The organism is Ottowia thiooxydans DSM 14619 (assembly GCF_000422885.1).
GTDB classification, from domain to species: Bacteria; Pseudomonadota; Gammaproteobacteria; order Burkholderiales; family Burkholderiaceae_C; genus Ottowia; species Ottowia thiooxydans.
Genome location: NZ_AUGX01000044.1, coordinates 1 through 24,120 on the forward strand (window position 1 = coordinate 1; position 24,120 = coordinate 24,120).

General features: G+C 59.5%; 21 protein-coding genes. 18 read left to right on the top strand and 3 right to left on the bottom strand.

The annotated features are described in order from the left end of the window. Positions 1–166: 166 nt before the first annotated feature. Together lysA and lptM are read right to left on the bottom strand one after the other, a co-directional pair. Positions 167–1,453 (bottom strand): diaminopimelate decarboxylase, encoded by a 1,287-nt coding sequence (gene lysA / locus G518_RS0122965; protein ID WP_028604525.1) that lies wholly within the window; start codon positions 1,451–1,453, stop codon positions 167–169. Continuing rightward, a complete protein-coding gene (lptM, locus tag G518_RS0122970; RefSeq protein ID WP_036595765.1) occupies positions 1,450–1,710 on the bottom strand; it encodes an LPS translocon maturation chaperone LptM in 261 nt (86 codons plus the stop codon). Before lptM ends, lysA begins: the two co-directional genes overlap by 4 nt. Before the next feature lie 14 nt (positions 1,711–1,724). Between lptM and cyaY the strand changes: the two genes are divergently transcribed. Further along, the gene (gene cyaY / locus G518_RS0122975) at positions 1,725–2,054 is read left to right on the top strand and encodes an iron donor protein CyaY (RefSeq protein ID WP_028604527.1); all 330 of its coding nucleotides are present in this window, start codon (positions 1,725–1,727) and stop codon (positions 2,052–2,054) included. Between the two features lie 66 nt (positions 2,055–2,120). On the opposite strand, the gene G518_RS0122980 is transcribed toward cyaY, so the two are convergent. After that, positions 2,121–4,508 (bottom strand): penicillin-binding protein 1A, encoded by a 2,388-nt coding sequence (locus tag G518_RS0122980; RefSeq protein ID WP_028604528.1) that lies wholly within the window; start codon positions 4,506–4,508, stop codon positions 2,121–2,123. A 269-nt stretch (positions 4,509–4,777) separates the two neighbouring features. Here G518_RS0122980 and G518_RS0122985 point away from each other — a divergent pair, with 269 nt between their 5' ends. The 17 genes from G518_RS0122985 (at position 4,778) to asd (ending at position 23,926) form a co-directional block, all read left to right on the top strand. Beyond that, positions 4,778–5,839 carry a pilus assembly protein PilM gene (locus tag G518_RS0122985; RefSeq protein WP_036595767.1) on the top strand — a complete coding sequence of 354 codons (1,062 nt, stop codon included), beginning with the start codon at positions 4,778–4,780 and terminating at the stop codon, positions 5,837–5,839. Then, positions 5,836–6,441, top strand: a complete 606-nt coding sequence (locus G518_RS0122990) for a PilN domain-containing protein (protein WP_028604530.1) — start codon at positions 5,836–5,838, stop codon at positions 6,439–6,441. Before G518_RS0122985 ends, G518_RS0122990 begins: the two co-directional genes overlap by 4 nt. Positions 6,442–6,454: 13 nt before the next feature. Further along, entirely contained in the window at positions 6,455–7,132 is a 678-nt protein-coding gene (locus G518_RS0122995) for a type IV pilus inner membrane component PilO (RefSeq protein ID WP_084652167.1), read from the top strand. 26 nt (positions 7,133–7,158) lie between these two features. After that, positions 7,159–7,677 carry a pilus assembly protein PilP gene (locus G518_RS0123000; protein WP_028604532.1) on the top strand — a complete coding sequence of 173 codons (519 nt, stop codon included), beginning with the start codon at positions 7,159–7,161 and terminating at the stop codon, positions 7,675–7,677. Next, the gene (locus tag G518_RS0123005; RefSeq protein ID WP_036595770.1) at positions 7,674–9,863 is read left to right on the top strand and encodes a type IV pilus secretin PilQ; all 2,190 of its coding nucleotides are present in this window, start codon (positions 7,674–7,676) and stop codon (positions 9,861–9,863) included. Before G518_RS0123000 ends, G518_RS0123005 begins: the two co-directional genes overlap by 4 nt. A 27-nt stretch (positions 9,864–9,890) precedes the next feature. Continuing rightward, positions 9,891–11,741 carry a hypothetical protein gene (locus G518_RS0123010; RefSeq protein WP_028604534.1) on the top strand — a complete coding sequence of 617 codons (1,851 nt, stop codon included), beginning with the start codon at positions 9,891–9,893 and terminating at the stop codon, positions 11,739–11,741. Between the two features lie 23 nt (positions 11,742–11,764). After that, a complete protein-coding gene (locus tag G518_RS0123015) occupies positions 11,765–12,271 on the top strand; it encodes a shikimate kinase (RefSeq protein ID WP_036595772.1) in 507 nt (168 codons plus the stop codon). Positions 12,272–12,379: 108 nt separating this feature from the next. Further along, positions 12,380–13,492: a 3-dehydroquinate synthase gene (aroB, locus tag G518_RS0123020; RefSeq protein ID WP_028604536.1), complete on the top strand. Its 1,113-nt coding sequence runs from the start codon at positions 12,380–12,382 to the stop codon at positions 13,490–13,492. Beyond that, on the top strand, positions 13,492–14,622 hold the full coding sequence (locus tag G518_RS0123025; RefSeq protein ID WP_028604537.1) for a deoxyguanosinetriphosphate triphosphohydrolase: 1,131 nt from the start codon (positions 13,492–13,494) through the stop codon (positions 14,620–14,622). The genes aroB and G518_RS0123025 overlap by 1 nt, the downstream gene beginning before the upstream one ends. After that, positions 14,619–15,851 carry an MFS transporter gene (locus G518_RS0123030; RefSeq protein ID WP_051237311.1) on the top strand — a complete coding sequence of 411 codons (1,233 nt, stop codon included), beginning with the start codon at positions 14,619–14,621 and terminating at the stop codon, positions 15,849–15,851. The genes G518_RS0123025 and G518_RS0123030 overlap by 4 nt, the downstream gene beginning before the upstream one ends. Positions 15,852–15,935: 84 nt before the next feature. Beyond that, positions 15,936–16,511, top strand: coding sequence for a DUF1415 domain-containing protein (locus G518_RS0123035; protein ID WP_028604539.1), 576 nt, complete (start codon positions 15,936–15,938; stop codon positions 16,509–16,511). Then, complete coding sequence (locus G518_RS0123040) at positions 16,508–17,407, top strand: class I SAM-dependent methyltransferase (RefSeq protein WP_028604540.1); 900 nt, start codon at positions 16,508–16,510, stop codon at positions 17,405–17,407. The genes G518_RS0123035 and G518_RS0123040 overlap by 4 nt, the downstream gene beginning before the upstream one ends. Positions 17,408–17,704: 297 nt before the next feature. Further along, positions 17,705–18,778 (top strand): cupin domain-containing protein, encoded by a 1,074-nt coding sequence (locus G518_RS0123050; RefSeq protein ID WP_051237312.1) that lies wholly within the window; start codon positions 17,705–17,707, stop codon positions 18,776–18,778. 139 nt (positions 18,779–18,917) lie between these two features. Beyond that, positions 18,918–19,613, top strand: a complete 696-nt coding sequence (locus G518_RS0123055; RefSeq protein ID WP_211231756.1) for a fumarylacetoacetate hydrolase family protein — start codon at positions 18,918–18,920, stop codon at positions 19,611–19,613. A gap of 71 nt (positions 19,614–19,684) precedes the next feature. After that, complete coding sequence (locus G518_RS0123060) at positions 19,685–20,869, top strand: 3-hydroxybenzoate 6-monooxygenase (protein ID WP_036595774.1); 1,185 nt, start codon at positions 19,685–19,687, stop codon at positions 20,867–20,869. A 229-nt stretch (positions 20,870–21,098) separates the two neighbouring features. Further along, the gene (locus G518_RS36530; protein WP_051237313.1) at positions 21,099–22,976 is read left to right on the top strand and encodes a serine hydrolase domain-containing protein; all 1,878 of its coding nucleotides are present in this window, start codon (positions 21,099–21,101) and stop codon (positions 22,974–22,976) included. Positions 22,977–23,113: 137 nt separating this feature from the next. Next, the gene (gene asd, locus G518_RS0123075) at positions 23,114–23,926 is read left to right on the top strand and encodes an archaetidylserine decarboxylase (RefSeq protein WP_051237314.1); all 813 of its coding nucleotides are present in this window, start codon (positions 23,114–23,116) and stop codon (positions 23,924–23,926) included. The last annotated feature ends 194 nt before the right edge of the window (positions 23,927–24,120 follow it).

Genomic DNA, 24,120 nt, shown 5'->3' on the forward strand with positions numbered 1-24,120 from the left:
CCCCCGCCCTCTCCCAGGGGGAGAGGGAGTGAAAACCGAGCCGGCCTCCGACCTTAATAGAAGAACACAGGGTAGCTATTTAGCGCTGCGAACAAATCAAACGCCGCTTGCCCTCACCGGTTGGCCGGCCCCGCCCAACCCTCCCAAGGGGAGAGGGCGTGAAGACTCAAATCGATTCCAACCGCCACAACTCCTCCACACTCTCCCGCTTCCGAATCACCCGCGCATTACCCCCATCCACCATGACCTCCGCCGCACGCGGACGCGTGTTGTAGTTGCTGCTCATGCTCATGCTGTACGCACCTGCAGACAGCACAGCCAGCAGATCACCGGGCTGCACTGCCAGGTCTCGGTCACGGCCCAGCCAATCCCCGCTTTCGCACACCGGGCCCACCACGTCATAAGTGATGGGGGGCGCATCGCGTGGCTGAAGAGGAACGATCTGGTGAAACGCTTCGTAGAGTGCCGGACGTGGCAGATCATTCATGGCGGCATCGACGATGCAGAAATTCTTCTGCTCGCCGGGCTTGAGGTATTGCACTTCGGTGATGCAGACCCCGGCATTTCCCACCAGCGAGCGGCCGGGCTCGATCATGATGGTGCGGTTCCCAAAGCCACGGGCATCCAGGCGCGCCAGTAACAGCGTCCACAGCGCATCAGCCTGTGGCGGTGTGTCGCCGTTGTAATTGATGCCCAGCCCACCGCCGAAGTCGATGTGATGAATAGCAATTCCGGCCGCTTCGATGGTGCTCACCAGGTCGAGGACGCGGTCCATGGCTTCCAGATAAGGGGCCTCTTCCGTGATTTGCGAGCCGATGTGGCAATCAATCCCCACCACCCGCAGGCCGGGCAGGGCGGCTGCACGTTGGTAGGCGGTCAGCGCGTCTTCGTGCGCAATGCCGAATTTATTGCCTTTCAGGCCGGTGGAAATGTAGGGGTGTGTCTTGGCATCCACGTTCGGATTGACGCGGATACTGACGGGCGCCACTGCTCCGCATTCACGCGCCACCGCATCCAACACCTCCAGCTCAGCGAGGCTTTCCACGTTGAAACAGCCCACACCGGCATGCAAGGCGTGGCGCATCTCATGGCGGGTCTTGCCGACACCTGAAAAGATGATTTTGGCGGGCTCAGCACCTACAGCCAGCGCGCGCTCGAGCTCGCCTGAGGAAACAATGTCGAAGCCGCAGCCAGCCTCAGCCAGAAGTTTCAAAATGGCGAGCGAGGAGTTGGCCTTCATGGCATAGCAGATCAGTGCTTTCCTGCCAGCCAGGCCACGCTGATAGGCGGCGAGCGCCGAAAGCACCGCAGCCTGTGAATAGACGAAGAGGGGGGTGCCATGCTGAGCAGCGAGTGCGCGCAGTTCCACCTGCTCTACGACCAGTTGGCCGCCGTTATAGGCCACAAAAGGACCGCCAGGCAGGGCGGAAGGCTCGGAGGGCAGATGATTCATTGGGTTTCAGGCAAATTGGGCAGGGCGGATGGCAACGGAGCTTGCTCGTTGGTGGCGGCCGGCACAGCCGCCGGTTCACCAGCGGCGCGCTTGGGCTTGCCAAACACCGTTTGCGGCAGCGTGGCGCGCTCCGCAGCCGGGACGGTGCCCGGAATGACCAGCGGGCCTTTCTGTCCACAGGCGGTCAAGATGACCGCGACAATGGGGAGGACAAGCCCGATGGCTAGAATTCTTGCAGGCTGCAGCTTCAGTGGCATAGAAAACGATTGTAATGACCGACCTTGAATATCTAAATTTGGCTGAAATCTTGCTGGCCCGCATTGAGGCACGCTGCGACCAGCTCAATGAAACCACGCAAGCCGATATCGATAACCAGCGTGTAGGCGGTATGGTGACCCTGGCGTTTGACGATGGCAGTCAGGTCATCGTCAATTTGCAAAAACCCTTGCAGGAGGTCTGGTTGGCAGCGCGCTCGGGGGGCTATCACTACCGCTATCAAGGTGATGCCTGGCGCGATACCAAGACGAATGAGGAGTTCTTTGAGCGGCTATCGGCCAGTGTGAGTGAGCACGCGGGCATGCCTTTGGTTTTTAGCGCCTGAAACCCTGACGGCTCCAGGGAAAACCTCTGGGACCGCCGGAGTTTCGTGCTGATCAGCGTTTTCAGCCTAGTTCTTGAACAAATCCAGAATGCGGTTGCGTTCCTCAGACGGCGCCTGAGTTTCCTGTGAAGTCTCCGCAGGTGGGGCCAGGCCGGCGCCGCCCAGGTGGCTGATGCCGCCGCCGCGCGCATATTCTTCGTAGTACCAATCACTGCCGACATTCACGACACCTTCCGGCGGCGTGAGTTGCGCCACAGGTACGCCCTTGAGCGCAGTCTGCATAAAGTCAATCCAGATTGGCAGCGAGAGCCCGCCGCCAGTTTCGCGATTGCCCAGGTTGCGCGGCGTGTCATAGCCCATCCAGACCACACCCACCAGTGTGGGTTGATAGCCTGCGAACCATGCATCCATGGAGTCGTTGGTGGTGCCTGTCTTGCCGTATAGATCCGGCCGTTTGAGCGTGGCCTGCGCCTTCGCGGCGGTGCCGCTGCGCGCTACTTCCTGCAACATGGTGTTCATGATGAACGCATTGCGGGCGTCGATGGCACGGCTGGCGTCGCTCGGTTGGGGCGGCTGGCTATCAACCAGAATTTTGCCGGTGTGATCCGTTACACGGGTGATCAGGAACGGATTGACGCGGTATCCGCCGTTGGCAAACACGCCAAAACCAGCGGCCAGCTGCATGGGAGTTACCGAGCCAGCGCCCAGCGCCATGGTCAGGTAAGGCGGGTTTCGCTCCGCATCGAAGCCAAAACGGGTGATCCAATCCTGGGCGTACTGTGGCGTCACGGATTGCAGCACACGAATGGAGATCATGTTGCGTGAGCGGGCCAAACCGCGTTTCATGCTCATGGGGCCTTCAAAACCACCTTCGTAGTTCTTTGGTTCCCAAGGTTGGCCACCCGTCACGCTGCTGTCGAAGAACAGCGGGGCGTCATTGACGATGGTCGAGGGTGAAAAACCCTTTTCCAGGGAGGCTGAATAGACGAACGGCTTGAAGCTGGAGCCTGGCTGACGCCACGCTTGTGTTACATGGTTGAATTTATTTTTGTCGAAGTCAAAGCCTCCTACGAGTGCTTTGACCGCACCGTTGCGAGGATCCAACGCGACCAGCGCGCCCTCAACCTCCGGCAATTGCGCGATTTCCCATCCAGCCTTGGCGTTCTTGACGATGCGGATCACCGCGCCCGGCCGGATACGGATGGCGGGAGCGGCCTTGGGCGAGAGTCCGCTCTGTGCAGCTCGTAGGCCTTCGCCAGTGATTTCGACTTTTTCGCCGTTTTGGCGCATGGCCTCGACTTTTTTGGCGTCTGCTTCAGTCACGACGGCAGCCAGGAGGTTGCCGGTGTCGGGGTGGTTGACCAGGGCGTCATCGATCGCATCCTCCACCTCGGCCGCGACCTTTGGCAGTTCGATGAATTTCTCCGGGCCGCGATAGGCTTTGCGGCGATCGAAGTCGAGAATGCCTTTGCGCAGCGCTTCGTAAGCGGCGTTCTGATCGGAAGCAGTGATGGAGGTGTAGACGTTCAGGCCACGGTTGTAGGTTTGGTCGCCGTACTGGGCGAACATGAGCTGGCGTACCATTTCCGCCACATATTGGGCGTGGACGCGCGTGCCTTCGCTAGGTGGGCGGATGCGCAGCTCTTCTTTCTTGGCCTTAGCAGCTTGTTCGGCGGTGATGAAGCCGTTGTCCTCCATGCGCTCAACGATGTAGAGCTGACGAGAGCGTGCGCGCGTAGGGTTGCTGATGGGGTTGTTGGCAGACGGCGCCTGGGGCAATCCGGCCAGCATGGCGGCTTCAGCGATGGAGATGTCCTTCAGCGGTTTGCCGAAATAAGCTTCGGAAGCCGCCGCGAACCCATAGGAGCGGTTGCCCAGGTAGATCTGGTTCATGTAGATCTCCAGGATCTGGTCCTTCGTGAGCATGTGCTCAAGCTTGAAGGTCAGCAGAATCTCGTAGATCTTGCGGGTGTAGGTTTTCTCGGAAGACAAATAGACGTTGCGCGCCACCTGCATGGTGATCGTGGAGGCGCCCTGGCTTTTCAGTCGGCCCAGGTTGGCGATTGCGGCACGCGCAACGCCCACGTAGTCCACTCCGTTGTGCTGGTAGAAGCGAGCGTCCTCAATGGCCAGGACCGCGTCTTTCATCACCTGCGGAATTTCCTTGATGGGCGTCAGGTTACGGCGTTCTTCTCCGAACTGGCCGATCAGCGCACCTTCGGCGGTGTACACGCGCAGAGGCAGCTTGGGACGGTAGTTGGACAACTCCGACACATCGGGCAGGTTGGGGTAGGCGATCGCCAGCGCCATGAGGCCAGCCATCACTGCACACGCCGCCACGGCGAACAGGGCACCGAACACCCATATGCAAGCCTTGGTGACCCATCTCAGCCATTTCGGGGTGGGGGCGGCTGCGCGGTTGGCCGACGCGGAGCCTGAGTTTTCTGTGGGCATACAGCTACATTGGTTAGTTAGTTAGCAGGCACTTTCGCGCAAGAGTGTGACTTCAGGCAGTTTTTTGCCCCGGGGGATAGGTGGATCATGATTGAAACCAAAGATAATCAAACGTGTTTCATCGTTAGTTTTTGACAACGAGTGAAACAGGATCTGTCTTGTTTTTCCTTTGCGTAGCAAAGAGCTTGCTGCTAGCATGCAAGTGAAGTATTAAGGTTGCACGTTTGTGCGACCGAAAGTAACCAGGTGCCTTCTTGACTATTGCCTCGATGTTCAGCCGACGACCTGCGCCGATGATTGGCCTTGACATCAGCCCTTCAAGTGCGAAGCTGGTGGAATTGGGCAATGACCGCTCAGCCACCCTCACACTCGAGCGCTGTGCCATCGAGCCGTTGGGGCGAGGCTGGATCAATGACGGCAATATCGAAAAATTCGATGAAGTGGTGGATGCCCTGCGGCGACTGGTCACTAAAAGTGGTACCAAAGCCAAGCAAGTGGCGATGGCTTTGCCAGCTTCGGTTGTTATAAGCAAGAAGATCATTTTACCAAGTGGCCTGAGCGAACGCGAGATGGAGCTTCAGGTTGAGTCTGAGGCCAACCAATACATCCCATTCTCGCTGGACGAAGTAAGCCTGGATTTCTGTGTGGCAGGCCCCAGCGCTACTTCTGCGGGTGACATTGATGTCGTCATCGCGGCGTCACGCAAGGAAAAGGTCGAAGACCGCCAAGGCTTGGCCGAATCCGCCGGGCTCACACCGGTCGTGATCGATGTGGAATCCTACGCTTCCCGCCTGGCTGTTGGTCGGGTGATTGAGCGGCTGCCCGGTGGCGGCAGGGATGCCGTGATTGCGCTGTTCGAGATTGGCGCCACCACCTCCACACTGCAGGCCTTGCGCAACGATGAGCTTCTCTATGAGCGTGATCAGATTTTTGGTGGCGCGCAGTTGACCCAGATGCTGGTACGCCAATACGGTTTCACGCAGGAAGAAGCCGAAGCCAAGAAGCGCGCGGGTGAACTGCCGGACGATTTCGGTGCGGTGGTTCTGCGGCCTTATGTAGAGTCACTGGCTCAAGAAGTTGAGCGCGCTTTGAAATTTTTCTTCACGAGCACGCCGCACCATCGGGTGGACTATGTGTTGCTGGCTGGCGGCACGGCCGGGCTCCTGGGTTTGACTGAAGCGGTTACCAAGCACACCACGTTTCCTTGCCAGGTGGTCAATCCGTTCGAAGGAATGGACATCGGCCGGGGTGTGCGTGAGAAACGAATGCTGCGTGAGGCGCCTTCCTATCTAACGGCTTGCGGTTTGGCCATGCGGAGGTTCCTGCGGTGATTTTGATCAACCTGCTGCCCCACAGGGAAATGGCGCGCCAAGCGGCGCGCAAGGGTTTCAATGCCTCGCTGGTAGGGGCAGTCGTGAGCGGCGCTCTGATCGCCGCCACCATCTATATTTGGTATCAGGGCGCCATCTCGGAGCAACAGGATCGCAACGCGTTCCTGGAACGCGAGATCAAGGTGCTTGATAACGAGATCAAGGAAATTGCTACGTTGCAGGATGAAATCGCAGCCCTGAAGGCGCGGCAACAAGCCGTTGAGGGGTTGCAGGCGGATCGCAATTTGCCGGTGCATCTGCTGAACGAGGCTGTTCGCCAGTTGCCCGAAGGCGTTTACCTCAAGAGCGTCAGGCAAGTGAACCGCAACGTTCTCCTGGCGGGGGTCGCTCAGTCCAATGAACGTGTTTCCACACTATTGCGCAACCTTTCCCGTAACAGTGAATGGGTGACCAAACCCGAACTCATCGAGATCGTGGCCGGTCGTCTGGCCTTGTCGCCCCGGGAGCAGCGCGTCGTATACAACTTCGTCGTGCGTGTTCAACTGCAACAAGCCAGCGCTGCCCAGCCAGCGTCTACGCCCCGCCCGGCGATCCGGCGCTGAGGAGATTTTCAGTATGAAACTCTCTCCAAACATGGATATTCAAGGCTCTCTGCAGGCGGTCGGCAACCAGTTTCGCGGGTTGGATTCAAAAGATCCCTCCTCCTGGCCTGGGATTCCCCGCTACGCGTTGCTCGCCGCAGTAGCGGCAGTGGTGCTCACCATGCTCTGGTTTCTGTGGCTGAAAAGCTCGGATGAAGAGCTTGAAGCGACTCGCGCAAAGGAGCAAACCTTGCGCGCTGATTACAAGACCAAGCTTCAGAAGGCGGTCAGCCTTGAAGAATTGAAGAAGCAGCGAGCTCAGGTTCAGCAGTACGTGACCTTGCTTGAAAAGCAATTGCCCAGCAAGGCGGAGATGGATGCCTTGTTGTCAGACATCAACCAGGCAGGCATTGGTCGCAATTTGCAGTTTGATCTCTTCCGGCCCGGTCAGATCACCATCAAAGATTACTATGCCGAGCTGCCCATTGCAGTGAAGGTCACCGGGCGTTATCACGACCTGGGCGCTTTCACCGCAGACATCGCGCATTTGTCTCGCATCGTGACTCTTAATAACATCGCGGTTACTCCCAGTACTGACAGGGACAAATCCGGCTCCCTGGTGCTTGAAGCAACAGCCAAGACCTTCCGCTACCTTGACGCCACTGAAGTGGCGGCGCAGCGCGCAGCTGCCAAAAAGGGAGCCAGGAAGTGATCGGCCGCGTCAACAAGCACTTCTGGATGGCACTGGCGATCCTGCCTTTAATCGGCTGTTCTTCTTCGAATGATGAAGATCTCCGGCAATGGATGGCCGAGCAGCGTCGCCAGACGGTGCCTCGCGTGTCCCCTATCAGCGAACCTAAGCAGTATGTGCCCTTGGAGTACACCGAGGTCGTCGCCACGGATCCCTTCAGCAGCATCAGACTGACGCAGGCCTTGAAGCGGGATTCGGATTCTCCCAATTCGAGCGCTGCCTTGTTGGCGCCAGAACTCAACCGGCGCAAGGAGCCGCTGGAAAGTCATCCGCTGGACACCATGGTCATGGTGGGCAGCTTGGAAAGAAAAGGCCAGCGCGTCGCGCTGGTCAAGGTAGATAGCCTTTTGTACCAGGTGCGCCAAGGCAACTACCTTGGACAGAACTATGGAAGAGTGATGAAAGTCGCTGAGGGCGAAATCACTTTGCGTGAAATTGTGCAGGATGCGGCTGGTGAGTGGATCGAGCGAAGCGCTGCGCTGCAACTGCAGGAGAAAACAAAATGAGGAACTGGGTCTCTTTGGCGCGAAGTATCGTGCGCCGCCTGGCGCTCGGCTTAGCCGCACTTGGTGCGGCAAGCGGAGCGCTGGCGCAAACCAGCATCGAATCCGTGACAGGGTCGATTCAGGCAGGCACGGAGGTCGTGCGCATCGAGCTCTCGCAGCCTCTGGCTGCGATTCCACAAGGCTTTGTCATTCAGTCGCCTGCGCGTATTGCTCTGGATTTTCCGGGTGTCACCAACGGCCTGGGCCGCAACTCGGTGGCGGTCAATCAGGGTAATGTGCGGGCGGTCAGTGTGGTACAGGCCGGTGACAGAACCCGTGTTGTGCTCAATCTGAGCCGTGCGGCCAACTACAGGGCCGAGGTGCAGGGTCGTGCACTGCTTGTGATGCTCGACTCAGCGGCTTCTGCGGCGGTGGCCAACACCCCCGCGCCCATGTTTGCGGAAACCCGCGCCCTGGCGGACGTGCTCCCCCTGCGAGACATCGACTTCAGGCGCGGTGTCGAGAGTTCAGGCCGTGTGATTGTGGATTTACCTAGCAATCAGGTGGGTGTGGATATCCGCCAGCAAGGACCGGCTCTGGTGGTAGAGCTCTTGAAGACCAGCTTACCGGAAGGGCTGCGCCGTCGCCTGGATGTCAGCGACTTTGGCACACCGGTGCAAACCATCACGACCACCCAGACGGGTGATCGAGTCCGCATGCTGATTGAGCCCAAAGGGCCCTGGGAGCACAGTGCCTACCAGAGCGATAACCAGCTGGTGGTCGAAGTTCGTCAGCAAAAGGTCAACCCTGACAAGCTGACCCAAGGTTCCGGTTACGGCGGTGAAAAGCTGTCGCTGAATTTCCAGAACATTGAGGTGCGTTCGTTGTTGCAGGTGATCGCGGATTTCACCAACTTCAACATCGTGACTTCTGATTCCGTGCAAGGCAGTTTGACCTTGCGCCTGAATGACGTGCCTTGGGATCAGGCACTCGACATCATCTTGCAAGCCAAGGGCCTGGGCATGAAGCGCAATGGAAATGTGCTGCAGATCGCACCCAAGGAAGAGCTGGCTGCCAAGGAAAAGGCAGAGCTTGAGTCGTTGGTTGCGGTGCAGAACCTTGAGCAATTGCGCACTCAGTCGTTTCAACTGAACTACACCAAGGCTGTCGATATTGCGAGGCAGTTGATGGGGTCGGGGTTGGGAGGCGCGGGCGGCATTGGGGGCGCGAGTAATATGGCAGCCGCCCGCATTTTGAGTGCACGCGGCAGCGTTATCGCGGAGCCGCGCACCAACCAGATTTTTGTCTCTGATATTCCTAGCAAGCTCACACAGATCCAGGAGATGATCTCCAAGCTGGACATCGCAGTGCGCCAAGTGCTGATCGAAGCCAGGATCGTGGAGGCATCAGATACCTTTGGGCGTTCGCTCGGCGTCAAGCTGGGTGGGGCGGACTTGCGCGGCGTGAACGGTGGTGATGCTGGTTACGGCATTGGCGGCGGCAACCGGGTGGCCTTGGGAGGCTCTTACAACGCTGTGGTCGGCACCACGATTCCCGGACAGTCGCAGCTTATGACCTATCCCACAGGGGGCAACGTCACCGGCAGTACGAACTTCATGAACTTGCCGGCGCAAGGTTTCAATGGATACAACGCGCCAAGTCTCGCGCTCTCCTTGTTCAATTCGGCTGCCGGCCGCTTCTTGAACCTTGAGATTTCCGCCATGGAGGCGGATGGCAAAGGCAAGATCGTTTCCAGCCCACGGGTGGTCACAGCGGATCAGACCAAGGCCACCATTGAGCAGGGAACTGAGTTCGCCTACCAACAGGCTACATCGAGCGGAGCGACCTCGGTCGCTTTCCGAAAAGCGGTGCTGAGTCTGGAAGTCACACCGCAGATCACCCCAGAGGGCAACGTGATCCTCGACTTGATCGTCAACAACGACAGCCCGGGCGCCGTAGTGGCCAATGCCATGTCGATCAATACCAAAAAGGTGCAGACCCAGGTCTTGGTTGAAAATGGTGGCACAGTGGTCATTGGCGGTATCTTCACGCTGACCGAGAGCGATTCGGTCAACAAGGTGCCCGTCCTGGGCGACATACCGGTGCTAGGCAACCTATTCAAGAACAAGACCAGAAAATCCGATAAACAGGAAATGCTGGTCTTCATTACCCCGAAAATCATTACCGATCGCAGCGCGATGCGCTGAGAACCCATTTAAAGAGGTTGAGAAAACATGCGTAAGTTCTTTTTGGGATTCCTGGCGTTGCTGCTGTCCTTAGGGCTGGCTTCATGCGGAGGTGGCGGCGGCTACGACGGCAACCCTACCCCGACCAATGCATTGAGAATGTCGCCCTTGCTGAGCAACGTGACCCTCTCAGTGGGTTATGTGGCGGAAGTGGCGGTCATCTCCCAGGGCGTGAAGCCCTACCACGTGCTTTCGTCCGATGCTTCAGTGAGCGCTATGCTGCTGGATGACGATACCCTGGTCATGTGGGGTAACACCATCGGCACATCTACAGTGGCGATCCAGGACTCGGGCGTTCAGCAAAAAAGCTTGTCCCTGACCGTGACGGTAAAGGCTACGCCTTTGGCAACTTCCGTAGGTTCCTCGTTGTCACTTGAGTCCGGGGAGTCCAGCACGTTCACGGTTACGGGCGGTGTGGCCCCCTACACGGTGGAAAGCAACAACAACTCCATTGCCAGGGTGACATCGCAAAACAATGGCGTAGTCACTGTCTCTGGCCAAAGCGGAGGTTCAGCTGTTCTGCTGATCACGGATGCCATTGGCTCCACGCTGCAAATGGCGGTGACTGTTACCGCACCAGAGTTCAATATCAGCCCAAGCCCTGCGACCGGAGTAGTGGGTACAAGTCTGGTGTTGTCCATCACAGGTGGCACAGCGCCCTACACCACTGCTATTTCTTCCAATCCATCCATTGCTTCGGCGACCATTAATGGGTCAACACTCAACGTTTCGTTGTTGAGTGCAGGGGCCAGCACCGTTACCGTGCGGGATGCGAGAAACCAGACTGCCAGTGTGGCGGTGACAGCCACAGCAGCGGCCACTGTCGCCATGAGCGTGAGCCCGCCTAGTGGATCGGGCCAGGTGGGTACCAACATGATCTTGTTGGTCTCGGGTGGCATCGGCCCCTATTCAGTGGTGTCATCGAACCCCACCATTGTGGGTGCTTCCGCCAACGGTAATCGCGTGACCGCATCGTTCCTGTCTGCCGGCGCCAGTACCCTCACGGTGGTCGACTCGATCGGCTCTTATGTTGCGGTGTCCCTGACTTCTACGCAGACTATCCCTTCTTTGAGCGTTAACCCCCCCAGTGCCAGCGGCAGGGTGGGCAGCAGCATGGGGTTGACCATCATTGGCGGCGTAGCGCCTTACGAGGTGGCCTCTTCCAATCCGTCTGTGGCCTCAGTGAGCACAACTGGCAACTCCATCTTTGCCAGCTTCAATGCGGCCGGGACGGCTAACGTGACCGTGGTGGATAGTGGTGGGCAAGCGGTCACAGTGGCGCTTACAGCGACTCTTAATACAACGACGCTGGCCTCGAACCCTACCACCGCCACCGACGCGGTCGGGCGCTCAGTAGTGTTCACGCTAAGCGGTGGAACAGCGCCATACACAGCTGTCTCCTCTAACCCGCAGCGGTCCACGGTCAGTGTGAATGGCTCTACCGTAACGGTGAATCTCACGGCGGCAGGCGCTAGTTCGATCACCATGCGCGATGCTCAGGGGCAGGTCGTCATAGTGACGGTGACGGCCACCGCGGCGGCAGGCGGGGCGTCTTGGATTCAACCACCGAATCAAGCAATACCTCAAAATAGCACGGCTTCTCTGAGCTACGCTCTTACCGGGGTTGGTCCGTTCGTGGCTTCGCTCGCATCTAGTGATGCTGCCATTGCTAGTGCCAACATCTCTGGCAATACGCTCACAATCGGCGTTGGCACCAGCGGGCGCCGTTGTATCGGCACCGGGACACGCCTGGTTCAGGTTGTTGTCACGAACAATGCCACCGGGGAGACCGCGACGGCCACGCAAACTATCGTGGGTGGCGCGGCTGCCTGCCCTTGACAGAGCACTACGCCCTCGTGGGCATGCCCGGCTGCGGCAAGTCCACGGTCGGGCGGCAACTGGCCAAGCGCCTGCAGGTGCCGTTCTTCGATGCAGATGCTGTGATCGAAGCGCGAATCGGTGGAACGATTCGTGCTCTCTTTGAGGCAGAAGGCGAAGCGGCTTTTCGGGATCTGGAAGAGCAGGCCATAGACGAGCTCACACGGCAGGCGCCGAGCGTGATCGCCACGGGTGGCGGTGCGGTGCTGAGGCCAGCCAATCGCGAGCATCTCAAATCTCGCGCTATGGTGATTTACTTGCGTACATCGCCGGAGCAATTGGTTCGTCGGCTGCGCAACGATAGCAAGCGTCCGTTGCTGCAGGTGGCCGATCCGCTCAAGCGACTTCAAACGCTGTACGCTGAACGAGACCCGCTTTACCGAGAGACAGCGCACTTCGTGGTGGAGGCGCGTGGCCCTTCTGTGGCTATGCTGGTCAACCGCATTGTGATGCAGATCGAAATGGCTGGCGGCGTAGCGCCCAACCCGTAAGAACACGTTCTAAGATCTCCACTTTTTAGCTGACGCGCGCAGCACGGCTTGGGTGCCACAAGCCCATTGGCCGCAAATTTGGGCGCGCAGGCCCTACACTCACGCCCCATGCAAGGAATTTCATTCGCGCAGCAGGTCTCCATTGACCTTGGCGAGCGTAGCTACCCCATTCTGATTGGCTCCGGCCTGTTGGACGACGCGGCCGCTTTTGAGGGCTCCGCGCCTGGCACGCAGGCACTCATCGTGACCAATACTGCCGTGGCACCACTCTATGCCGAACGCCTGGCGCGCGTATTGGCGCGGCGGCACTCGGGTGTACGCACCCTGGCGCTGCCGGATGGCGAGCAGTTCAAGACATGGGAAACGCTCAACCTTATTTTTGATTCCTTGCTTTCAAATAGCGCGGACCGCAAGACCACGCTCTATGCTTTGGGCGGCGGCGTGGTGGGCGATATGACGGGTTTCGCTGCGGCTTCCTATATGCGCGGTGTGCCCTTCGTTCAGGTGCCTACCACCTTGCTGGCGCAGGTGGATTCTTCCGTAGGAGGCAAGACGGCCATCAATCACCCGCTCGGCAAGAACATGATTGGGGCTTTCTATCAGCCGCAGCGCGTGGTGTGCGATCTGGAGGTTCTCAAGACCTTGCCAGCCAGGGAGCTTTCGGCTGGCCTGGCTGAGGTCATCAAGTATGGGCCGATTGCCGACATGGGCCTGCTTGACTGGATAGAAACCAATATAGAGGCTTTGCGCGCGTGCGACACCGATGCCCTGGCGCACGCGGTCAAGAGGAGTTGCCAGATCAAGGCCGATGTCGTCGGGGCCGACGAGCGGGAGTCGGGATTGCGCGCTATTTTGAATTTTGGCCATACCTTTGGCCACGCCATCGAGGCCGGCATGGGTTATGGTGCCTGGCTTCACGGCGAAGGCGTGGGCGCAGGCATGGTGATGGCCGCTGAGTTGTCGCGCGAGTTGGGCTTGGTCGATGCCGCGTTTGTGCAACGTTTGAAAGTGCTGATTCAGCGTGCGGGCCTGCCCATCCGTGGGGCGATACTCGATCAAAAGGACAACGCTGGCCGTTATCTGGAACTGATGCGGGTTGACAAGAAGGCCGAGGCTGGGGAGATTCGTTTTGTGGTCATCGATGGCCCGGGCCGGGCGGCGGTGCGCAGCGCTCCTGATGACCTGGTGAGAGCCGTGATCGACCGCTGCTGCGCTGCCTGATGACAGTGCGCGTGATCGCTGCAGACCCCGCGCAATCCCGAGGCCGCCGCCATCCCCAGGCACCGGCCCCTACGCGCAGTGAATATCAGCGCGACCGCGACCGCATCGTGCACTCCACGGCGTTTCGCCGCCTGGTCTACAAGACCCAGGTATTTTTGAACCACGAAGGTGATTTGTTTCGCACCCGCCTCACGCATTCGCTGGAGGTTGCGCAGCTAGGGCGCTCCATTGCACGCTCTCTGCGGCTGAACGAAGACCTCGTAGAAGCTATTGCCCTTGCGCACGATCTTGGGCATACCCCGTTTGGCCATGCCGGCCAGGATGCGCTCAACGAATGCATGGAAGGGCATGGTGGCTTCGAACACAACCTGCAAAGCCTGCGTGTGGTGGATCAGCTGGAAGAGCGCTATCCGGATCATGATGGCTTGAACCTCACGTTCGAAACCCGTGAGGGCATTCTCAAGCACTGTTCCCCGGTCAACGCGCGCAAGATTGAAGAAACTGAACCCGGAGGCGTAGCGCGCCGCTTTCTCGACGGTACTCAACCCAGCCTGGAGGCGCAACTGTGTAATCTCGCCGACGAGATCGCCTACAACGCACATGACATCGATGATGGCGTGCGTTCCGGGCTTCTCACCCTGGAGCAGATGGCAAGCGTTCCGCTATTTGCGCGCTACCTTGCGGATACGCGACGTGAATACCCTGACTTGCAAGGCAGGCGGGTGTTGTATGAGTCCATTCGCCGTATGCTGAGCGCCCAGGTCTATGACGTGATCGCCGCTACGCAGGCGGCCATTGACGAAGCGGCGCCAAACAGCGCTGACGACGCGCGCCGCGCGGGTCCGTTGGTGCGTTTTGGCGGCGAGATGCGGGCCGAATCGGCCGCACTCAAGCGCTTTCTTTTTGCTAATTTGTATCGTCATCCCCAGGTGGCCGAGACCACTACGCAGGCCAAACAAGTGGTGCGGGAGCTGTTCTCCGCTTATCTGGAGCGGCCAGACGAACTGCGCGCGGAGTTTGCACAACGCCCTGATCGCGAGCGCGCCATATCCGATTACATCGCCGGCATGACAGACCGGTTCGCCTTGCGAGAGTACGAGCGGCTAACGGGTAGAAAGATCCTGGCGTGAGCCGGTTTTCCACGCAGGGGCGAGCCAGTGGGGGCTTGCATCCCGCATGGATCGTCGTGCTCGCAGGCATCAGTGCTGCGCTACACGTGGGCAAGCTGCCTCCGGCGTTGCCCGTGCTCCAGCACGAACTGGGCATCACGCTGGTTCAGTCCGGTTTCCTGCTTTCCTTGGTGCAGTTGGCTTCCATGGTGCTGGGCATCGGTGCCGGCTTGGCGGCTGACAGTATCGGCTTGCGGCGCTGTGTGATTATCGGGTTGTGGGTTTTGTTCGGCGCCGGCCTCGCGGGGGGCTTCGCCGAAGACGCCCTCACTCTGCTGCTGTTACGCGCCGCCGAAGGGGTGGGCGTTTTACTGACCACAGTGCCAGCTCCCAGCCTGATCCGCCGCGTGGTAGAGCCTGGAAAACTCACGAAAATGCTGGGCTTCTGGGGGGCATTCATGCCCTTCGGCATGGCCATCGCATTGCTGCTCGGTCCATTGGTGATCGCGGGTGTGGGCTGGCACGGTTGGTGGTGGCTCACGGCAGCGCCCTCGGCGGCAATGGCTTTGTGGATTCATGTGAGCTTGCCACCCGATGAGCGTTCGTCCAGGTCTTTGCGAGGTAGCGGTGCTCCCAAATGGCCCGCACGACTGCTTCAGACTTTGCGCTCCAGTGGCCCATGGCTCATTGCGTTGACGTTCGCCGCCTACTCCGGTCAATGGCTGGCGGTGATCGGGTTTTTGCCCTCGTTCTACACGCAATCGGGTTGGACGGGGGCGCTCGGCGCAGCGCTGACCGCCTTGGTGGCTGGCGTGAACATCCTGGGTAATGTGGCGGCAGGACGTTTGCTGTTCCGGGGTGTGCCCGCTGTCTACCTTTTATGGGCAGGGTTTGGCGCCATGGCGATAGGTGCCTTCATGGCCTTCTCTACGCTCACAGAAGGGCTCCCGGTGGTACGCTACATGGGCGCGTTGTTGTTTTCGGCTGTGGGCGGCTTGATTCCAAGCACGTTGTTTGGCCTGGCCACCAAGGTGGCGCCGAGCGAGCGAACGATTTCCACCACGGTCGGTTGGATGATGCAATGGTCCGCTGTGGGGCAGCTCGCTGGGCCGCCGGTCGTGGCCTGGTTTGTAGGCCGCGTAGGCGGTTGGCAATGGACTTGGGTTCTCACCTGTGCTTGCTGCGTGGTCGGTGCCATGCTGGCCATGCTGATTTCGCGCCGCTTGTCGGCGCTCCATACTCATCTGTAAACATCAGTTGACCGATTGTTGGCTTCAAAACCTCGAGTGAATACAGCCGTCGATCCCGGTCAACTGCCGTTTTTAGCTTAAATCATGAACTCTGAAGAAATCGCCATTGCTGATACCCGCCGCTGGCTTGAACGTGCGGTGATAGGCCTTAATCTGTGTCCTTTTGCCAAAGGGCCGCACGTCAAAGGGCAGATTCACTACGCTGCCTGCTGCACAGGGGGGGGCCCTGCGCTGCTACGCGCCCTCAAGGCGGAACTCCAGGCGCTGGCCGAAGCCGATCCTGCCGAGCGTGAGACTGTGTTGCTGGTGGCACCCGGCAGCTTCGACGATTTCCTTGATTTCAATGATTTTCTGGGTGACGCCGAGGATTTGCTGGCCGAGCTTGATCTGGAAGGGGTGATTCAGATCGCTCCGTTTCACCCGCGTTTTCAGTTCGCAGGCACCGAGGAGGACGACATCACCAACGCCACGAATCGGTCGCCATATCCTACCTTGCACCTGCTGCGTGAAGACAGTATTGACCGTGCGGTGGAGGCCTTTCCAGATGCCGAGGCTATCTTCGATGCGAACATGGCGGCACTCGAGGCGCTTGGCGTCGAGGGCTGGCAGGCGTTGGATGTGGGTCCGCGGATGGGCATAGAAGGAGGGACGCAAACATGACCCGAACTGATCAAGCCACCAGCAAACGACCTGCCAAGGCCAAAGGGCGCGCGCGCGCGGTGGCGCCCTCGCCGTTGCCGGAATTGCGACCCGGGCAGTCGGTTGAACTGCTGCAAGAGCTGCACATTCTTACCCGGGAAGGCAAACTCAATCAGGATTCGCGCCGCAAGCTGAAGCAGGTTGATCACCTGTTCCAATTCATAGAGAAATTGCTCGGTGAACTAAAGCCGCATGCTGGCGAGCTCACTCTGGCTGATCATGGCGCGGGCAAGTCCTACTTGGGCTTTATCGTCTATGACCTGTACTTCAAGGCCCTTGGAAGCGGTCACATCTACGGCATTGAAACGAGAGCGGAACTGGTGGAGCGTTCGCGCCAGCTTGCAGAGCGTCTGGGTTTCGAGCGCATGCATTTTCTCGCCATGTCGGCGGCGGCCTCTACCAATGCAACGCAAGTGCCGGCCTCCATTGACGTGGTCACTGCACTGCACGCCTGTGATACCGCTACTGACGAGGCCATTGCCTTTGGCTTGGCCAAGCAGGCGCAGGCCATGGTGCTGGTGCCTTGCTGCCAAGCCGAGGTGGCCGCGTGCCTACGGCAATCCAAGGCTTTGCAACTGGCCCGAACGCCTTTGGCAGAACTGTGGCGCCATCCGCTGCATACGCGTGAAATGGGCAGCCAACTCACCAATGTGCTGCGCTGCCTGTATCTCGAATCGCAGGGCTATCAGGTGACCGTCACTGAACTGGTGGGCTGGGAACACAGCATGAAAAATGAGCTGATCATTGCCCGCTGGACAGGCCATAAGAAACGCACTGCAGCGGAGCGCCTGCGTGCTTTGCTCGTTGAATTCGGACTGGAAGAATTGCTGACGACCAGGTTCAGCGCTCAGTCCTGAGCGCTCCCCGCGAGTGCCCCCGCGGCGCCCGCAATCCCCTGAGTTTGGCCGCGCAGCGCACGCCAGCCACGCTGCGGCCCATTTGCCGCCGGCGATTTTCAAGTGTGACAGCCTTGCTATCGCACTCTGAAAAGCCGTTGGCCGGCGCACTGTCGATCTCGACCTCCCTCATCACGATCAGATGTGACTGCAAGACCGCTTGCATGTATCTGGAGAAGAGTTGTAAAATAATAAGTGTACTTATTAATTGGCTGAGTCCTCGCTAGTTGCTGATGGCTCGGCCCCAGGAGGCCAATCATGGACCCGCTCGATCTTGTCAGTTCGCTCGGCCACGCTGAATCGCTGGGGCGGCTGGAAGACCTGCCGCCGGAATACCTCAAGGCTATTAATGATTTGTCTGTGGCACCGCTGTGGCCCCAGTTGCGCGGCCTGCTACCACGCCATAAGCCCGCGCGAAACACTCAGCCCTTCATGTGGCGCTACGCTGAGGTACGGCCTCACCTGTTGCGCGCGGGCGAGCTGACACCCATAGAGAAAGCCGAACGGCGGGTACTCGTGCTGTGCAATCCAGGCCATGGCCTGGAGAGGCTGGTCGCCACGCCGACGATCTATGTGGGCCTGCAGCTCATCTTGCCGGGGGAGTTGGCACCCACCCACCGGCATACCCCCACGGCGGTGCGATTCGTCATCGAAGGCAGTGGCGCCTACACCACTGTGAATGGCGAGAAGTGCCCCATGGAAAAGGGTGACCTGATCCTCACGCCCGCTCTCAACTGGCACGAGCATGGTCACGAAGGGAGCGGTCCGGTGGTGTGGATGGACGCACTTGACCTGCCTATGGTCTACGCCATGGAGGCCTCCTACGCGATTGAAGGGCCTTCACAAAGAAGCCGGCCTGACTTGGACGCTTCGCAAAACAAGTACCGGCGGGCGGGGCTTTTACCCTATGCATCGCTGGGGCAAGTGCAGCGGCCGCAATACCCTCAAATCCGTTTTCCGTGGACCGATGTGCGTGAGGCACTTGGCTTGCTGGCGAGCGTAACTCCTGCAGACGAAGCCGTACAGCTGGCTTACGTGAATCCGGAGACAGGGCAGCCTTGCTTGCCCACGCTAGGATTTTCCGCTCAGCTATTGCGTGCCGGGCAAGACTTTCGGCCGCGCAAACGCTCGGCCAGCAGCGTGATTCACGTGATAGAAGGCCGGGGGGAGTCCGTGATCGACGGCACCCTGCTGCAGTGGGGTGAGGGCGACACCCTTGCGCTTCCTACGCACGCTGAAGTGATCCACCGTGCCACTGGCGAGCATGCCTATCTGTTCCATGTGGACGATGCTCCCATGCAGCGTGCACTGGGCTTCTACGAGGACTTTTGAGCCTTCGCATCCGATTGTTAAGCACCTGTTGCTGCACCAATCGCTCCTTCGCTTAAGAGTAGAGGCCATGACCTCGCCCTTTGGCAGAGGGGCGATGTGGGGAGCAAGCCGATCTGATCCAACAAAGGAAACCAACATGATCAACTACGTTTTCACCCCATCCCCTCAAGCCGCTGTTCCCGTGCGCGGCACAAGCCAGCAATACGCCGTCAGCCGCATCTTCTGCGTTGGCCGCAATTACGGTGCGCATGCACGTGAAATGGGTTTTGATCCCGATCGCGAGCCGCCTTTCTACTTCAACAAGACGCCAATCGATCTGGTGCTGACCGGCAGCACGATCCCTTATCCACTGGGCACCCAGAACTACCACTATGAAATGGAGATGGTTATTGCCATTGGCAAGCCAGCGTTTCGCGTGAAGCCAGAGGAGGCGCAGGATTGCGTGTGGGGTTACGCGTGCGGGTTGGACATGACGCGCCGCGATCTTCAAATCAAATCGCGCGAAATGGGGCGCCCTTGGGATTTCGGCAAGGATTTTGAGAACGCTGCCGTGATGAGCCCTCTGGTGCCTGCCAGCGAAATCGGCCACTTGGTGAGCGGCAACATCCAGCTTTCAGTGAACGGCGTGCTCAAGCAGAACGCTGATCTGAAAGACCTGATCTGGAGTGTGCCGGAAGTGATCGCCAATCTCTCCGAGTACTACCACCTGCAGCCGGGTGATCTCATCTACACCGGCACGCCCGAAGGTGTGGGCGCCGTGCAACCCGGTGACCGGATCACCGGAAAGATCGATGGACTGGGCGAAATTGCCTTGACCATCGGCCAGCCTGAGTAAGGCAGGTTTAAGCGGACCAACTCCACTTTGAATAGTCCTAAACCCTTGAGAAGCAGAGTCGCACTATGCACATGATCGTGGTCGGTGGAGGTATTGGGGGCATGGCGGCGGCGTTGGCGCTGTCCAAGCTGGGTGTGCGGATCACCATGCTGGAGCAGGCGGGGCAGATTGGCGAGATCGGGGCGGGTATCCAGCTGGGGCCAAATGCCTTCGCCGCCCTGGACGCGCTGGGCGTGGGAGAAAACGCGCGCCGCCGGGCGGTGTTCACCGATGACCTGACCATGATGGATGCCATGGATGCCAGCGTGGTCGCCAGCTTCCCCGTGGGGCCGGAGTTTCGCGAACGCTTTGGCAATCCTTATGCCGTCATCCACCGCGCCGACATCCACACTTCCATTCTCGAAGGTGTGCAGCAATCCAATCTCATCGATTTTCACACTTCCACCCGGGTCGAGAAGATCGAGCAGAGTGAAGGTTCCGTCACCTGCGCGGATCAGCATGGAAACCTGTTCCAGGCGGAGGCTCTGATCGCTGCCGATGGCGTTCGCTCGGTGGCGCGTCAGACATTCTTTGGCGATTCACCGCGTGTCTCGGGCCATGTGGTTTATCGCGCCGTGGTGCCGGCCGCTGAGATGCCGGAGGATCTTCGGATCAATGCGCCGGTGGTGTGGGCGGGGCCAAACTGCCACCTGGTGCACTACCCGCTGCGCGGTGGCACGGAATACAACCTGGTCGTTACCTTCCATAGCCGCTATGAGGAAGAATGGAGCGTGACCGAAGGCAGCAAGGAGGAAGTGCTGTCTTACTTCCAAGGCATTCATGCGCGCCCGCGTCAATTGCTTCACTTGCCAAAAAGCTGGCGCCGCTGGGCCACAGCAGACCGCAATCCCATTGCCAACTGGACCGTGGGCCGTGTGACCCTGCTGGGAGATTCAGCGCACGGCATGCTTCAGTACCTGGCACAAGGCGCGTGCATGGCCATTGAGGACGCGGTCACGCTGGGGGAGGCGATGAAGGCGTGTGACATGGATGTCCTGCGTGCTTTCCGGCTCTATGAGGAAAGCCGCATTCCACGTACCGCACGCGTGGTGCTCTCCGCGCGTGAAATGGGGCGGCTCTACCATGCGCATGGCGTTGAGCGCCTGGTGCGCAACTCGCTGTGGGCGGGGCGAACGCCTGAACGTTACTACGATGCATTGGAGTGGTTGTACGGCTGGAAGGCTGAGCATTGTCTTGCTGGCTCCCGGGTGGGGTAGAGGGGGGCTTTCAACCTATCCGAGACAATGGCGACCGGATTTGACATGAGTGCTCAGTGCGGGCGTGGGTATCGTTGGGCTTTATGGGTGATACGTATTACATTGGGGAAAAGCTGGTCGATGACGCACTGTCGGCCCTTTTCAATTCGTCGGTGACGCGCCGTATGTAGCGGCTGCAGCGCACCGTCCGGTGCACAGCGCACTTCAGTTCTCCGAGAAACCCATCTCTATGCCTTCTGCACGCCAACCGGCCGAGTCCTTCGCATCGCCGCGCCTTCTTTTATCGCGGCGCCATTGTCTGAGTTGGGCCACGGCGGGGTTGGCCGCGCCGCTGCTTCAGGCCTGTGATGGAGGCGCAGGGGCTCCTCCGATCACGCCCAATTCCGAGTCGGTGCGCTGGTGCCGCGAGGCCATCCACGCCGTGCTAGGCCAAAACGGCAGCCCTGTGACGGCCATCTCCGTCGCTCTGATGGCTGACGACCGTGTGGTCTGGCACGAAGCCTTTGGCTTGGCCGATCACGCGTGCGGATTGCTGGCCACACTAGACACCCGCTTTAACGTCGGCTCGATTTCCAAGGTTGTGACGGCGCTGGCTGTCATGATCCTGCGTGACCGGGGGCAGTTGGCGCTAGATCAGCCCTTGGTGGAACTGCTTCCGAGCTTTCGCATGCGTTCACCGGCGTACACCCAGATCACAGTGCGTCATCTGATCAGCCATGCGTCTGGCGTACCGGGCTCCAATTACCGCAACATGTTCAACTATGCTCCTTACTCGAGCTATGTGCAGGAGACCCTGGAGACATTGGCCCAGTCGCACTTGAAGCACGAGCCGGGCGAGATGGAGGTTTACTGCAACGACGGTTTCACGCTGGTAGACCCTCTGGTACGCGCGCTTACGGGCGTATCTTTTGAAGACTTTGTTCATCGCGAAATCTTCCAACCCTTGGGCATGGGCCACTCCGGTTATTCGCGCGCACCTGCTGCCGAAGGCAGCTTTGTTCACCCTTTCTACGAGGGCCGGCAACTGCCGCAGGAATTGTCTGCCGCCTCCGCGGTTGGGGGGATGCTCACCACGCCGACCGACCTGATGAAGCTGGCACGCCTGTTTCTGGATGAAGGCGTGTACGAGGGCAGGCGCATCGTTTCGGCTGACGCGGTGCGACAGATGGGGACGAATCAAAACCCCCGGATGCTCCTGAACCCGACCGCGTCTTCATGGTTCCGAGGCCTTGGCTGGGACACCGTGCAGGAGCTTGGTTTGGCGAGCGCAGGTCTGCTCGCTTGGGAAAAGCCTGGCGGAACGCCTGGTTTCAACGCTGATTTTTTTGTACTGCCCGAAGAGCGCTTAGCGATGATGATTGTGGGGAACGGCACCGCTGACTGGCTTTCTATGTCGCAAGGACTTCTGCTGCGCGTCGCCAAGGACCGCGGTGCGATCCATGCGTTACCGTCCGGCAAGGTATCGCCGGTGCCACCGCCGGTGTCGCCCGCGCCGGACACGGCCGAACTCCCGGGGGTCTACGCCTCGGAACAGGCTCCCATGCAGGTGGTGGCAGCCAGTGACGGCTCGCTCGCGCTGAATCTGTGGTCTGCGGGCAAGGGCTGGCAGCCGTACCGGGAGAAGCTGCGCGCCAGAAGCGATGGCTACTGGCGCGATGACGACCCCACTCACCACTGCTTTCGCTTTCAAACAGACCATGGGCACCGCTATCTGATCGCGCGCTATCTTTCGCCTAACCAGCTTTTCTGGCGTGAAATGGTCCTGGGGGAATGGCTGCCGCCCCTGGAGACACCGCTCCCCGCCGCGTGGCGCAAACGTCTGGGCAGCACCTGGGAGTGCACCAACGAATCCTCCGAATCATTCGCCAGCGTGACGGGACCCACTCTCGGACAGCTCAATGAGATCAAGGAACTGCCCGGCTACCTTCTTTGGAGCGATCAACAACTGCTGCGCGTGACGAACGACTACGAGGCCGGCATGACAGTCAAGGTCCCAGGCGAGAGAGGTCGCGATCTGGTGGAACTGCGCGTTGAGACCGCGGCCGGCCAGGATCAGCTTTACGCGGGAAGCCTGGCGTTCAAAATGGTGTCGATCAGTCCGGGCTAAGAGCAACGCTGCGCGCGTGGGGGGTGAAGTTCATGGCGCACCCTAAAATAGCGCGCCTCTTTGCTCTTTCGCCGTTCGCGGCCCATTCCGTGCCAAACGATTCGTCCAGCCGCCGCGCAGTTCTGCCCCAGTACTTGATGCCCAAGCGTTTAATGACGCAATTCGCGGGCTTGGTTGCCGGTACGCGCATGGGTGGCATCAGCCATGAAATCATCCGCCGCTTCATTGCGCGCTATGACGTGAATATGGGCGAGGCGCTCGACTCCCGGATTGAAAGCTACGCCAGCTTCAATGAGTTTTTCACTCGCGCGTTGCGCCCAGGGGTGAGGCCTCTGGCAGAGGCAGATTTTGTCTGTCCGGTGGATGGCGCCATCAGCCAGTTCGGTGCCATGGACAAAGGCCAGATATTCCAGGCCAAGGGCCACCACTACAGCGCAACCGCCTTGCTGGGGGGTGACGCCGCACTGGCGGCCGAGTTTGACAACGGCCAATTCGCCACCATCTACCTTAGCCCGCGTGACTATCACCGCATCCATATGCCGTGTGCGGGCACGTTGAAATCCATGGTGTATGTACCGGGAGAGTTTTTTTCGGTGAACCCCACCACGGCGAGGGGTGTGCCTGGGCTTTTTGCGCGCAACGAGCGGGTGGTGTGTCTGTTCGACACGGCGCGGGGCCCGTTTGTGCTGGTGTTGGTGGGCGCGACGATCGTGGGAAGCATGGCGACGGTCTGGCACGGAGTGGTTAATCCGCCTCGCTCGAGCGACATCCGGCGCTGGGATTATTCTGGGCAAGATGTGGTGCTTCAGCAGGGCGCGGAGATGGGGCGCTTTCTGCTCGGCTCCACGGTGGTCATGCTGTGGCCGCATGGCACGATGAAATTCAATCCCGAATGGTTGGCAGAACGACCCGTTCGCATGGGTGAGGCAATGGGAAACGCTCTGGGCTGAACTGCGACTTTCGGATAAGGTAGCAGACCAAGTGGTTGAAAGTTGGCAACTTCTTTTGTTCAGTAAGTTTGCGAACCTCAAAAAAGCCGTTCGCGCTGAGCTTGTCGAAGCGTTGCGCAAGGCTTCGACAAGCTCAGCTCGAACGGTGTTTATCGACTAAACGAAATTCGAACTCAGATTCGAGACCAAAAATC